Origin of the sequence: Paradesertivirga mongoliensis (assembly GCF_024436395.1) — a bacterium.
In the GTDB taxonomy this organism is placed as follows: Bacteria; Bacteroidota; Bacteroidia; order Sphingobacteriales; family Sphingobacteriaceae; genus Paradesertivirga; species Paradesertivirga mongoliensis.
The window spans coordinates 802,480-816,114 of record NZ_JAFMZO010000002.1 but is presented as its reverse complement, the minus strand read 5'-3'; the positions used below and the strand labels follow the sequence as shown (position 1 = coordinate 816,114).

Genomic DNA, 13,635 nt, shown 5'->3' with positions numbered 1-13,635 from the left:
CAATGAATTACCAGGGCCTAAGATAAAAAATACTCAAATTCGGGTATTGTAGAGGGATCGGGGTAAATCTATTTTTGTCAAAATTAATATATGAGAAAATTTTACAAATTATTCCTGATCGCATTATCCGTTTCAGCTGTTTTCGCCTGCCAGAAGGGAGATGACGATGATAGCTCTGAGGAAACTACGGGGATTGATAACACCCTTCATCTCGCTTTTAAAACCCCTGACTGGGAGAGAAAGATTGATTGTACCCATCTTAACCTGGACCCAATTTTCCTGGATGATGTAACTTACTATGTGTCGGCAACATCTGCCTCAACGCAGGAAACTTTTTATTTTTCGTTCCCTCGCGACAGTTCCGAAATGGTTAAGCCTTCGAACATCAAAAAGCACGCAATCGTAGTTACCGGCGCAAATTCCAGCGCCTTTGAATTTTCTCAAAAACTTCCTGTTACCGCAGGGGCTCAAAGTAAGTTGATTAGCGAGGCAGGACTTAGCGATAATTCCTATAACGAGGTTGTGGAGATTAAATACGTTGGGGTAAGTAATAACATGGCTTTATTTCAGGTGAAGTGCCGCTACAGCATGGTCATGCATGAGGCTTTGAACGAGACTAACAAGAAAACAGTGACCGGCACCTTTCATTTTAAAGTAAAGACCCAGAGGAAATAAAAGCTCAGTTCTTAACGGTCATATCGAACATTTTTGAATTTTGTTTTCGGCAAGTTCAGAACTCATCAATCAAACCTGCCCTTAAAAACGGTGTTAAGAATACTATGAAACCATACGTTATTTGTCACATGCTGGGCTCTGTAGATGGACGCATCAAGCAGGATATTTGGGGGTTCGACGATCACCATAAATACTTTGAAGAAACGGCTGCAAAAATAGATGCCGATGCCTGGCTGGTTGGCCGGGTAACCATGCAGGAGTTTAGTGGTAAAAAGGTCCTGGATTTTGGAGATAGCAGAAACGACGGGCCGAGAGAAGACTTCGTAGCCGATCAGCCAGCCCGCGTATTTGCTGCAGTGATCGACCCATCTGGCAAGTGTGTTTGGGATACGAACATGGTTTCGACTGAACATGTTATCGAAGTGCTGACCGAGAAAGTGCCCGACGCATACCTTGAGCACCTGAGAGATAGAAACGTATCCTATATTTTCGGCGGTAAAGAAGAGCTGGACCTGCATCTGGTACTTGAAAAGTTGTATCAGCTATTTCATATCAAGACCGTTCGTATAGATGGGGGAGGCCATGTAAACGGTTCCTTTTTGAAGGCTGGGCTAATAGATGAATTCAGCCTGGTTTTAGCCCCTGTGGCCGACGGAACCATCGGAGCACCTACCGTTTTTGAAGCTGAGGAAGGTTATGGCGACCGTAAAGCTACCCGATTCAAGTTAAAGTCATTTGAACCGGTTTTTGATGACTTCTTGTGGATCAGGTATTCTGTGGTGCGATGAACTGCCCGATTACCACCTCAAGTGAGCGCAAGAAAGCCGCTATGCATTGAGTTAAAACATTATTTCCAGAGATATGTCAAGAGTCGACGCAGCTGTGCGTAGAGACGCTGCGCTTAACTCTACAGGACAGAAATCTGGTCGAAAACTAAAGACAACAGACAGACACCTGTTAGGGGACAAGAAGGGAACTGGTTCGGAAAGGCTTCGGAAATTTCCGAACGTGCCCCCTCTTTTTCCGAACGCGCCCCGAACAAAGTCGCCCTCCGTTCGCAACCTGCGGCAAGCTTTCGCAAAATCCGGCAAAATTCGGAATTGGCCTTTTAAACAGTTTCAGTTGCACACATTTGAGTTTATGGTTGTGCTGTGAACAGTAGATTAGTTTTTCCGGGTCTCCTTCAAAATGGGAGATGGTGCGTTGGCTCCAATTCTAAGACATTTGTAAATTCTGTATTAGAGGGTACCTGCGTGACCCTTTTCTGCTATCTTTGCCGCTCATTTTAATATCCTCATTTCGTGATTAATGTAAATAATATCTCCGTTTCTTTTGGCGGAACCACCCTGTTCAGTGACGTAACCTTTCCAATCAACGAGAACGACAAAATAGCCCTGATGGGTAAAAATGGTGCGGGCAAGTCTACCATTTTAAAGATCATTGCCGGTGCTGCGAAACCTACTACCGGTACTGTTACGGGGCCGAAAGATGCCGTGATTGCTTATCTGCCGCAGCACTTGCTTACTCACGACAATGTTACCGTTTTCGAGGAAGCCTCAAAGGCTTTCCAGGAGGCTAACCAGCTACATAAGGAAATGGAAGAGTTGAATGAGCAACTCACCATCAGAACTGACTATGAAAGCGACGATTATATGAAGCTGATTGAGCGTGTATCTGAGCTGAGTGAGAAGATCTATTCGGTAGAGGAAGTTAACTACGATGCTGAAGTAGAAAAAGTTCTAAAAGGCTTGGGTTTTCAACGTACAGATTTCGGTCGTCAGACTTCTGAGTTTTCGGGCGGTTGGCGTATGCGCATAGAATTAGCCAAGATTTTATTAAAGAAACCCGATCTGATTCTGCTGGATGAGCCCACTAACCACATGGATATTGAAAGTATTCAATGGTTGGAAGATTTTCTAATCAATTCAGCAAAGGCTGTGATGGTTATTTCGCACGACCGCGCCTTTGTTGATAATATTACCAATCGTACCATCGAGGTGACCATGGGCCGCATCTACGATTATAAAGCTAAATATAGTCACTATCTGCAGTTGCGTGCCGACCGGCGTGTGCATCAGCTAAAAGCCTATGAGGAACAACAACGCTTCATTGCCGATAATCAGGAATTTATAGACCGCTTTAGAGGTACCTACTCAAAAACCCTGCAGGTGCAGTCGCGGGTAAAAATGCTCGAAAAGCTCGATATCCTTGAGATCGATGAGGTAGATACCTCGGCATTGCGTTTGAAGTTTCCGCCATCGCCACGTTCGGGTCAGTATCCGGTAATGGTAGAGGAGCTCACGAAAAAATACGGCGATCATGTGGTATTCGAAAAGGCTTCGATGGTGATTGAGCGGGGAGAAAAAGTAGCCTTTGTTGGAAAAAATGGTGAAGGTAAGTCGACCATGATAAAAGCCATTATGGGCGAGATTGATTTTGAGGGAAGTTTAAAAGTTGGTCACAATGCCAAAATCGGATATTTTGCTCAGAACCAGGCCGCATTGCTTGACGAAAGTCTAACGGTGTTTGACACGATTGATCAGATTCCTTTAACTGATGGAACCATAAAAATCAAAGACCTTTTAGGTGCTTTTATGTTTAGCGGAGACGATACTACCAAAAAAGTGAAAGTACTTTCCGGCGGTGAGAAAACCCGCTTAGCTATGATCAAATTGCTGTTAGAACCTGTAAACGTGTTGATCCTCGATGAGCCGACGAATCATTTAGATATGAAGACCAAAGACATCATTAAAGAGGCCCTGAAAGACTTTGATGGTACCTTGATCCTGGTATCGCATGACCGCGATTTCTTAGACGGACTGGTACAAAAAGTATTCGAGTTTGGTAATAAGCGTGTTCGCGAGCACTTTGAAGATATTAAAGGTTTCCTGGCCTACAAGAAAATGGCCAGTTTGAAAGAGATTGAACAGAATTAGTAGGTGTGTTTCTCGGGAGTGTTTTCAATATACCTTAACTCTACGGACAGAGAAAAGAATGGAACAAACCAGTGAAAAAATCAAAGAAAGTATAGAAGCATACAACCACCTCAGACCGCACAGCAGTTGTGATTTTTTAACGCCCGAACAGGCTCATTTGAAAACCGGAATACTCAGAAAAAGATGGAAGAGCAAAAACTACAATCGAAATGAAAAAACACTTGTATAGCTCATTTACAATTAACACTTTGCAGTGTATAGCCAATCTACAATTAATTAATAAACCTGTATAGCCATTTCAGGACGAGACACACGTATAGATACTGTATGGATGAAGCATAGATAAAGTATGGATAGAGTATGAAATGCCATACCAGTACAGGATAGTTGTGCCGAACTAATTTACTGAAAAGAATTTAAAATTGCCAGCGATTTGCAGAAAACCGTTTAAGCATTCTCTACCAGCAGCACCGGTTGCTGCTCCATGTAATGCTCCCTGTCTGTAACAAGCATCCTTTCTGTACATCTAAAACGCAGGCAAGAATATCGTTATATTTAAAAATTGGAAATACAAGTCTCACCCCGTCTAACCAACAACAATCAAGCTGACTTATAAGTAAATTACATTATTGATGAAAGAAAATTTCCGATCTTTTTGCGAATCGATAATCTCTTTTAATGACGAGGAGTGGCAGGCGATGGAAAAGTGCCTCTCAATAAAAAGGCTGAGAAAAAATGAACACTTCTTACTGGAAGGGGAGGTGTGTTACCGCATGGGCTTTGTTACCGAAGGCTTTACGCGACTGTATTTTTTGGTAGATGGAGAAGAAGTTACCAAAGATTTTTGTTTCGAGAACAACTTCACGGGCTCAGTTGCTAGTTTTCAAACCCAAAGACCGGCTCAGTTTAACGTAGTGGCGATGGAAGACACTACACTGATTACGTTTGGCTTTTCACCCCTCCAAAGCCTCGTTGAAAAGTATCATTGCTGGAGCAATTTTATCAGAATAGTCCTTGGCTACTTTGCTATAAGAAAGGAAAATAGAGAAATATCTTTTTTATTGAATTCGGCCGAGCAGCGGTATATGGGCCTCGTTGCTGATAATCCGCAAATTTTACAAAGAGTGGCGCTCAAATATATTGCCTCCTATCTGGGCTTGTCGCCCGAAACGGTAAGTAGAATAAGAAACAAAACGGCACATCAGTTTCATGCGAAATTGATATAGATCAATAAATCTGACTGGGTTTCGTTCAATCTTTGTTTCATAAAAATCACTGCATAATACCAGAACTTTATGAAAGTTTTCACCTTAAGAACCGTGTATCTTCTTCTGTATTTGTTCATCGCTTCACAGGGAATGTTTTATTTAATCGGCATTAATAAAGCCCTGCAATCCATTTCAATCCCGGCTTTTATTGAACAGCGAAAGGCAATCGATGCCGTTATTGGCAATCCACTTCGATTTCTCTATCTTTCGTCTATGGGTGTGGCTCTCCTTATTCTCGTACTAGATCACCGGAATCTGAGGTCAATAACTTTTATAACTGTTTTACTCTCCTTTATATGCATTGCAGTCGATTTATTCCTGGCAATTAATAAATCCATTCCGTTGAACGATATTATCAACAACTATCCCGCAAATAATTTCAGTGACATGAATTCAGTAAGAACTGAGTGGCTGTGGTTGATAAACTGCCGTGGCGCAATAGTAATTACGGGATTGCTTATCTTGCTGTCAGGTTATTTAATCGAATCATACCAGTGGCAAATAACTCGGGAGACAACTGTGAGTCGGCCAAAACCGTCCTTTACAGGAGCTGCTTTTAGTAACAAAGAGTAACGATTGACAAACTCGAATGAGCGACTTTGTGAAAATAATCCGATCCATTGGCGTGACAACCGTTTATGCAACTCTTTTTGCGGTCATTCTTTTTGCAGGATGGGTTATTTACTTTATTTTGAGTTTTGATTGACCCGGCTGGCGAGGTGTTTTGCAAAATTATATTGAGCGATAAATAAAAAGGGCGTTCATTCTGAGTCGCCGTAAATCCTCTTATCCCCACTCTATTAGAACTTCCTCTCGCTGCCTCGGTATCAAGACTTGTATTGTTGACATCGAGTGGGTTTTAAGGCGTTTTTGCTCGGTTTTAAAATGTTACTTTCGCCATTGCAATAGAGACTATATCTGTCATGATCGATTGCTTTTATTTATGAAGAGGATACAGTTGTTTGAATTCGAGGATCAGCCGTGGTTTCCAAATTGGATCAGGATCTGTTTAACCCGATTAATAGTTGTTATGCATAAACTATTGAATTCTTCGGATCGTTTAACAGCCTTAACCGCAAAAGCGCTGCAAACAACAGACACGGTCAGAATTATTGACCTTTGTTCAGGAAGCGGGGGGCCTATGATAGAAGTGTATAATCTTTTAAGAAAGAAGCCGGGTTTTGAAAAACTTGAATTAATTCTTACTGATCTTTATCCTAACGCAGAACTTGCCGCAGAAATTAGCAAGTCAAGTATCCCGGGGCTTTCTTATCAAGCCTCACCTGTAAACGCTAAAGATGTTGACGACAAATTAAAAGGAGTGCGGACAATGGTCGGAAGCTTTCATCATATGAAACCAGATACCGCCAAAGCGATTTTAAAGAACGCCAGAGACAGTAATCAACCCATTTGTATTTATGAAATAAGCGATAATAGTCTGCCTTCATTTTTATGGTGGATCTCGCTGCCCATGATTTTTCTGATGGCTTTCTTCATAACGCCTTTAGTGAGACCTTTTTCCCTAAAGCAAATAGTATTCACCTATCTTCTGCCTGTGATTCCTTTTTTCTTTGCCTGGGATGGCGCCGTATCTAATGCCAGAACATACACCTTAAACGATATCGATGTTTTATTAGAGGGATTACATACTAAAGACTATAAATGGGAAAAAGGCTTAATTCCCGGAATGGCAAAGAGATTGTACCTGCTTGGTGTTCCAAGTCGCAAATTATAGATGGCTATACTATCAATGTTAACGGTACAACTATTTGGTCTAGAGGCAAAGTAATCGACGGCAACCCAGAGGGATATTGGGGATGATATCGAATTGACGGAACTATATCATTGTCTGAGGTTAAAGTTTGCGTATTTCTGATCTCAAAAACCAAGTAATCACTCATTCTTTCTTAAGATGATACCTTAATTCAGCATCTACCTCCTTTTGGAAACCTGAAGAATAAGTTTAATTTTGTCGCCTATTCAATCTGGTCAATTTGGCTTTTTTTACGAATAACAGAGTCCGGTTACACTATTTAACATATGGTAATGGCCCCGAGGCTATGCTGGCTTTTCACGGCTTTGGGATGAAAGGTACCCAGTTTTCAGTGCTTGAGAATGCATTTGCCGAGCGCTATACCATTTACAGCTTCGACCTGTTTTTTCACGGGCAAACAGAATTGCTGGACAGCTCGCTTGCGGTAATACGCAAGGGTATGTCTTCTTCAGAATTTGGCGGTTACATGGCCGAGTTTATTCAAGAAATGGGCTTTGAAATGGTTTCTTTGTTATCTTACAGCATGGGAGCGTTAATGGCTCTTTCCATTATAGAATACATGCCATTTAAGGTTCACAATGCCTTTTTTATTGCCCCGGACGGCATAAAGCCAAACAAACTCCTTCAATTCGGCTCCGGTAATCTGATTATAAATAGGATATTTTACAAGCTTGTTTACAGTCCCAAAACGGTCAGGCTGATATTGAACAGCCTTTTAAAATTCCGTTATATAGATGATTCGCTGCATCGGATCTTACAAGGGGAGTTCGGCACCGAAACGACACGACTTACCTGTTATCAGGCAATTACATATCATGCCAATCTACGTTTTAATAAAGCGAAACTTGCAGCGCTTATTAATATGAACCGGATAAACACCTGGTTTTACTTTGGGAAAACAGACCGGTTATTCCCGCCATCAATCGGTCATGAGTTTTCTGCGATGCTGGAAAATACATCGTTACACATACTTAACACCGGACATGAATTGGTGAATGAAGAGTTAGGTGAACTTATTAACCGGCAATTTGCGGTCAATACTATATGATCCGGGATAGGCCAATAAAACAACTTAAATGGTTTTTTACTCATATTGTAGAAAAGGCGGTTCTGCGGCGCTTTGCCAAGATCAGTTTTCTTGACAACCCTGTTATTGATCCTGAACAGGCCTGTCTGGTTCTGATGAATCATTACAGCTTTAATGACGGGGCTATTTTACACCGCCTTAACCGACTGATACTGAGAAAGCAGTTCCGGGTAATGGTAGTAGAGGACCAGCTAAAAGCTTTTATTCCCTTAAGGTATGTTGGTTGCTTCTCTGTTAAAAAAGCATCGCGCGAAGTTATTGAATCGCTGAATTATGCGGCAGAACTTTTGAAGGCCCCCGGGAATATGCTTGGAATTTACCCGCAAGGCGAGGTATACTCTCAGCATCTTGAACGAATACATTTTGAGAACGGTTTGTCGGTCATCCTGAAAAGAACATCCAACATTCCTTTCCAGGTGATTTTCGGAGTTACCCTACTGGATTACCTCGACAGCTTTAAACCACATGCCAGGGTATATCTTCAGCAGTATACCGGTGAGCGGGATCTCGCTAAAATGGAATCCGCTTATAACGAGTTTTATACAACATGTAAAGCTAAACAACGCAATCTGCATAACCCGCCGGGAAGAGTTCTGACAGAAAAACAATAGTTGATCCTCAAAGCACCACTTATATGAACATCAAGTTACCCCTCCCTTGTAAATAGGCCAAAATTTATACTTTTATCCTTACAGTTAAAAAAAACACCTTTTAGATGATTCCAATTAAACAAATTATTTATGAAGCATTTGCTAAAGTAGGTATTACTATAAATGGCGATGAGCCATGGGATATGCAGGTGCATAACCCTAGGTTGTACGATAGGATCTTAAGTAGCGGTTCGATTGGTTTTGGCGAGGCTTATATGGCCGGATGGTGGGACTGTGAAGCCCTGGATGAGTTTTTCTTCAGAGTGCTGTATCATCGTATAGATAAAAAAATGCCAATAGACGCCTCCACTGTATTCTACACATTAAAGGCAAAGTTGAACAATCTGCAAACAAAGAACAGAGCTAAAGAGGTCGCGTACAAGCATTACGATATTGGTAATGAGCTTTTTGAAAAGATGCTTGATAAGCGTATGATGTACTCATGCGGCTATTGGAGAGCAGCGAACAACCTTGACGAGGCCCAGGAAGCCAAACTAGATCTTATTTGCCGCAAGCTGAAATTAGAAAAAGGAATGAGCCTGTTGGAAATCGGTTGTGGTTGGGGAGGATTTGCTAAATATGCCGCTGAAAAATATGGTGTTTCTGTGGTAGGAATTACTATATCTGAGCAGCAGGCTATCCTAGCCCGTGAAATTAATAAGGGTTTACCGGTTGAAATTAGAATACAAGATTATCGTGATGTACAAGGAGAATTTGACAGAGTAGTATCAATAGCGATGCTGGAAGCCGTAGGGCACCGTAATTTCAGGAAGTACATGGAAGTGGCTGAGAAAAATCTTACAAAAGACGGTATATTTCTGATCCACACCATTGGCGGCAATTACGACGCTAAAACCACAGACCCATGGATAGATAAATACATTTTCCCTAATGGCATGCTACCATCGGCAAGCCAGCTTTCTAAAGCCTGGCAAGGACTGTTTGTTTTGGAAGACTGGCATAACTTCGGTCCGGATTACGACCCTACATTACTTGCCTGGCTCAAAAACTTTGACGATAGCTGGGACAGTATCAAAGGTGATTATGATGAAACTTTTTACCGTATGTGGCGCTATTATCTTAACGCAAGCGCGGCATCGTTCCGATCGCGTAAAAACCATCTTTGGCAAATCGTTTTAACAAAACCTTTACATGTAGGTAGTTATGAAGCTGTTCGTTAGGGTGCTTGATACTATTTAACACGTTTGAAAGGCATGGAAGCACCAATAGGGACATTAAGTAAATAACTTTCTGATATCGCCACCGTTCCCTCCACTCATCAAAAGTCTTTTCCAAAGCTGAGTCTTGCATTTCGCAGCCCGTCTCCTGATTCTGGCGTTAAAGCTAATTTTCCTCGGCTGTCGCAATCGCCCCCGCTAATTGCCTCTTTCACCCCCGAAAGATAAAAGCGGTAAAATCCATCTTTACATAAATGTTTAGTCCTTTTCAAGGATGGCTTTAGCTAAAGATGAGATATTATGAATAAATTGCTGCTCACCCAATTTGATTTGCACCATCGGTTATACAATAATGTGCTGGATGGATTTTCAGACGAAGAGACAAATCAACGCCTGAATGGTAATGTTGAGATGAATCACGTTAAATATCTTGCAGGGCATTTGTTAAATTCACAGTACGGCCTTGCTGCAATGGCACGGGTAGACGTAGAAGTGAAATGGAATGATCTGTTTTCGGTGATGGGACTATCAGAAGCGAAAGATAATTTTCCCTATCCAAGAATCGAAGAGATTAAAGCCGAATGGAATCAGTTACATTCCCCTCTGCGGGAAGCGCTGGAAAAACTAAGTCCTGAAATGTTGAACAACACTCCCCCCGAGCCATTTGATGAGGTTGCAGATTCGGCCGGAGAGCTTTGGGCATTTATCAATCATCACATGGCTTATCACATCGGACAGATAGGGATTCTAAGAAGGGGCTTTGGAAAAACGCCGATGCGGTACGACTGATTTGACAGATCATTGAACTTGAGCGGCTTGCGAGCCGATTCCCTTGCTGTCGAGTTGATTTTAAACGTTAGTTTTGTTTGCGAACAGCAGCGACAAAGTCAATAACGAATCTTAACATGAGAACTTTATGAGAAAAATAATTTCATTTATGCACATATCGCTTGACGGTTTTGTTGCGGGACCGAACGGAGAACTCGACTGGGTTAAAGTTGACGAAGAAATTTTTGATCACGTCGGTAAGCGGATAAGCAAAGGCGACACTGCGTTATACGGACGGGTAACCTATCAGATGATGGAAAGTTACTGGCCTACCGCAGCAGACAAGCCAAATGCCACCACGCACGATATTGAACATTCAAAGTGGTATAGCAAAGTTCAAAAAGTTGTTTTATCAAAGACAATGGGTGATGCGGATTTGCCTGACACAAAAGTTATCAGCGAGAATCTTTCCGATAGAATTAATGAAATAAAACAACAGCCAGGTGAAGACATTTTGCTTTTTGGCAGCCCCACAGCAACGCATTCACTTATTCAACAAAACTTAATTGACGGCTACTGGCTGTTTGTTAATCCAATTATTCTTGGACGAGGTATTCCATTGTTTGCAAACATTAAAGACAAAATAAAACTAAAATTATTGACTACCCGGCAATTTGCTTCAGGGGTAACTGAGCTGAATTACACGGTAGACAACGCTTAGACCCTTGCTTCAGGAGCAAGTAATGGCCTGTCCCGAAACCGTATAAATGCCTTACTATTAAGAGAATCATTCTCCGGCCCCTGGAAACTAAGCAACGCCCTGCCGATGAGGGTTGTTTTATTTGAGTTTCTGTCTCAAAAAATCATTCCTTTTGCTCATCGAAATTGTGTCTTGCAGATTACTAGGTCAACCAATAAATAACTAAGGCAATCAGTAATATAAGCAAGAATATTTCCCACCAGGCAAACGCAAACTTTCGTTTTATCTCCTTCTCGGTGTTATTATCAGTTTCGTCAATCATCTTTTTCTTGTTTTAACTGCTTTATAGTAACCAATCAGAAGCATGAGTGTTTTGAATTGATACTGGCTTTGTAATCAACCTTGCTGCCGGTTTGCACTTATCTGCTTAGCGAGTCAAACCGATGCCTTATTCGAAGCTCCGGCTCAAACAATCCGAAATCATTTATCCTCCCGAGTGCTTCTTAAGCCATTCAGGATATTTATTAAGCACTTGCTGTGGTGAGTAAGTATACCATGCATATCCGTCGCGTCTTTCGCGGTCCACTTCAGCAAGAGAATACACCACCTTTCCGTCGCGGTTACAGAATAATGGTTTATGAGTCTTGAGTTCATAGAATCTGGTCCAGATAGGGCGGGCGGCAGAATCTGTTACTACCACTCTGTCGGTTCTGGAAACGCGATAGGGGCTTGCCTGAGGTGTTGCCTGAATGGTTTTAACTACTGTGTTTTTGATGGCTGATTCTTTAAACCACCGCACCGCGTTATGTATCGCATTAATAATTTCTTTTTCAGGATGATCGATCTCCATTAAGAAAAGTACCAGATCTGCACTCTCTTTATTGCAGATACTGGGTGGTTCAAATTTTCGTGCCCAGGCGGGTTGAAGTGTTATCTCATCATGCTGCTGACACCATGCAGTGGGTTTACCTGCATCATTAATTTGGGTTTCGACAATGCAATCGAGCCCCTTTTCATAAGCAGCTTTCAGCCTTTTCCTATAATCAGGCGTTAGAAACCCGTATGCCGGTTTACTGATATAAACATCCCGTAGAAGGGTCATTATACCGGTAAAATTGCCATCATTGAAGGTAATGTGCCTACTATAATTGTTTTCAAGAGGATAATATTGAGGCCAGCCGCCATTTTTGTATTGCGAGTTCAGGATGAAGTCAAATCCTTTTAATGCTGCTGATTTATACTTCTCATCCTTCGTCACGGTATAAACATTAGCCAGAACTACTATCTGATTGTATGTGCTTCCATTATCAAAGGTGGTGTGCAGCTTATTTCTAGCAGCCAGTACGCTGTCTTTTTGGTCACTTGTCAGAATGGCAAACACATCGTAATTCTTTGGCCATCCACCGTTAACATGTTGAAAAAGTAAGATATTGTCTGCGATGTTTACCATTTCGGTCGGTTTATATTTTGGCCTGCCCGGGCGCGCATTAATGACATTGCCTTTGTCGGCTATACCGTACCAGTGGTTTGCATTATCTGCAAATGGCCCCGGATCCACTTGCGTGTATTGATAGGCTGTATCGGTTTTTTGAGCTCGTGCAGGCTGGCTGTGGAGTGCGCAGCCCAATGCAAGTAGAAAGAAGGTTGCTTTAGCAGTAATAAGGTTTTTGCAGTTCATTTAAAAGGCGTTAGTATACACTGGCCAGGTTCTTCAGTCTTAAAAGTAGCGAAAGCAACTTAAAGCCGCTTGTTAAGCGTGTAATATTTTACTTACCTGTAAGCTTTGAACAAAAACTTTGGATGAGGATTGCATTATTATAGAAGGAGTACAAGTAAAACTTTATATTGAGACCCGACTGAGATTATAAATGACACAAACAGGAATCAATCATACTAGTCACCTTAATGACCTGATGGCAGAAATATCAGCTGGGACAATTGAATTGAGAGATGACCGGATAAAGAAAAAGTGGACAACTGAAATTCAACCTTTTTTAATCTCCAGGTTTCCGGTGACACAGGAGTTTTACTTTGAAGTTACCCGGGAGTCGCCAAGCACCTTTACAGGCGAAAATCTACCGGTGGAAACCCTTACCTGGAAAGATGCTGTGATTTTTTGCAATTCCTTATCAACACGGGAGGGGTTGGAGTTGTACTATATAATTCAGGATAACATCGAGGAGATCTCATCCAATGTTGAGGCAGATGGTTTTCGATTGCCAACAGAAGCCGAATGGGAATATGCATGTAAGGCAGGAACAAACGGAATTAGATATGCTGAACTGGATTTGATAGCCTGGTATAAAGACAATTCGGGAAATGCACCTCACCCGGTCGGACAAAAAGAACCTAATGCCTGGGGCCTCTACGATATGCTGGGAAACGTTTGGGAATGGTGTTCTGATATTTATGACGAGACAGTCTACGGCTCATATCGAATAATCAGGGGCGGTGGTTGGTCTGACGAAGAACGCAGTGTCATGGCCACCACGCGAAGGAGAAGTCATCCTTTAAAATTTAAAATTGAAGACCTGGGCTTTAGAATCGCTAAAAACAAATAAGAAGCCTGGCTTCTCGCAGCGTGCCGAACTACAGATAA

14 protein-coding genes are annotated in these 13,635 nt (G+C 41.9%); 13 read left to right on the top strand and 1 reads right to left on the bottom strand.

Going from position 1 to position 13,635, the window contains the following annotated elements; genetic code table 11:
• The first annotated feature begins 90 nt into the window (after nucleotides 1–90).
• The 12 genes from J3P43_RS09690 to J3P43_RS09640 all read left to right on the top strand — a co-directional run bounded on the left by J3P43_RS09690 (nucleotide 91) and on the right by J3P43_RS09640 (nucleotide 11,057).
• Nucleotides 91–675, top strand: coding sequence for a hypothetical protein (locus J3P43_RS09690; RefSeq protein ID WP_255901608.1), 585 nt, complete (start codon nucleotides 91–93; stop codon nucleotides 673–675).
• Between the two features lie 104 nt (nucleotides 676–779).
• Nucleotides 780–1,463 carry a RibD family protein gene (locus J3P43_RS09685; protein ID WP_255901606.1) on the top strand — a complete coding sequence of 228 codons (684 nt, stop codon included), beginning with the start codon at nucleotides 780–782 and terminating at the stop codon, nucleotides 1,461–1,463.
• Nucleotides 1,464–1,976: 513 nt separating this feature from the next.
• A complete protein-coding gene (locus J3P43_RS09680; protein ID WP_369414791.1) occupies nucleotides 1,977–3,611 on the top strand; it encodes an ABC-F family ATP-binding cassette domain-containing protein in 1,635 nt (544 codons plus the stop codon).
• Complete coding sequence (locus tag J3P43_RS19695; protein WP_369414790.1) at nucleotides 3,598–3,840, top strand: integrase core domain-containing protein; 243 nt, start codon at nucleotides 3,598–3,600, stop codon at nucleotides 3,838–3,840. Before J3P43_RS09680 ends, J3P43_RS19695 begins: the two co-directional genes overlap by 14 nt.
• 403 nt (nucleotides 3,841–4,243) lie before the next feature.
• Nucleotides 4,244–4,837 (top strand): Crp/Fnr family transcriptional regulator, encoded by a 594-nt coding sequence (locus J3P43_RS09675; protein WP_255901604.1) that lies wholly within the window; start codon nucleotides 4,244–4,246, stop codon nucleotides 4,835–4,837.
• A 69-nt stretch (nucleotides 4,838–4,906) separates the two neighbouring features.
• Nucleotides 4,907–5,452 (top strand): hypothetical protein, encoded by a 546-nt coding sequence (locus J3P43_RS09670; RefSeq protein ID WP_255901602.1) that lies wholly within the window; start codon nucleotides 4,907–4,909, stop codon nucleotides 5,450–5,452.
• A gap of 457 nt (nucleotides 5,453–5,909) precedes the next feature.
• Nucleotides 5,910–6,614 carry a hypothetical protein gene (locus J3P43_RS09665; RefSeq protein ID WP_255901600.1) on the top strand — a complete coding sequence of 235 codons (705 nt, stop codon included), beginning with the start codon at nucleotides 5,910–5,912 and terminating at the stop codon, nucleotides 6,612–6,614.
• A gap of 259 nt (nucleotides 6,615–6,873) precedes the next feature.
• Nucleotides 6,874–7,701: an alpha/beta fold hydrolase gene (locus tag J3P43_RS09660; protein WP_255901598.1), complete on the top strand. Its 828-nt coding sequence runs from the start codon at nucleotides 6,874–6,876 to the stop codon at nucleotides 7,699–7,701.
• Entirely contained in the window at nucleotides 7,698–8,351 is a 654-nt protein-coding gene (locus tag J3P43_RS09655) for a lysophospholipid acyltransferase family protein (RefSeq protein ID WP_255901596.1), read from the top strand. The genes J3P43_RS09660 and J3P43_RS09655 overlap by 4 nt, the downstream gene beginning before the upstream one ends.
• A gap of 104 nt (nucleotides 8,352–8,455) precedes the next feature.
• Complete coding sequence (gene cfa / locus J3P43_RS09650) at nucleotides 8,456–9,571, top strand: cyclopropane fatty acyl phospholipid synthase (protein WP_255901594.1); 1,116 nt, start codon at nucleotides 8,456–8,458, stop codon at nucleotides 9,569–9,571.
• A gap of 297 nt (nucleotides 9,572–9,868) precedes the next feature.
• Complete coding sequence (locus J3P43_RS09645) at nucleotides 9,869–10,357, top strand: DinB family protein (RefSeq protein ID WP_255901592.1); 489 nt, start codon at nucleotides 9,869–9,871, stop codon at nucleotides 10,355–10,357.
• Between the two features lie 127 nt (nucleotides 10,358–10,484).
• A complete protein-coding gene (locus J3P43_RS09640; RefSeq protein ID WP_255901589.1) occupies nucleotides 10,485–11,057 on the top strand; it encodes a dihydrofolate reductase family protein in 573 nt (190 codons plus the stop codon).
• A 463-nt stretch (nucleotides 11,058–11,520) separates the two neighbouring features.
• On the opposite strand, the gene pelA is transcribed toward J3P43_RS09640, so the two are convergent.
• A complete protein-coding gene (pelA, locus tag J3P43_RS09635; RefSeq protein WP_255901586.1) occupies nucleotides 11,521–12,714 on the bottom strand; it encodes a pectate lyase in 1,194 nt (397 codons plus the stop codon).
• A 190-nt stretch (nucleotides 12,715–12,904) separates the two neighbouring features.
• Here pelA and J3P43_RS09630 point away from each other — a divergent pair, with 190 nt between their 5' ends.
• On the top strand, nucleotides 12,905–13,597 hold the full coding sequence (locus J3P43_RS09630) for a formylglycine-generating enzyme family protein (RefSeq protein WP_255901584.1): 693 nt from the start codon (nucleotides 12,905–12,907) through the stop codon (nucleotides 13,595–13,597).
• Nucleotides 13,598–13,635 lie beyond the last annotated feature (38 nt).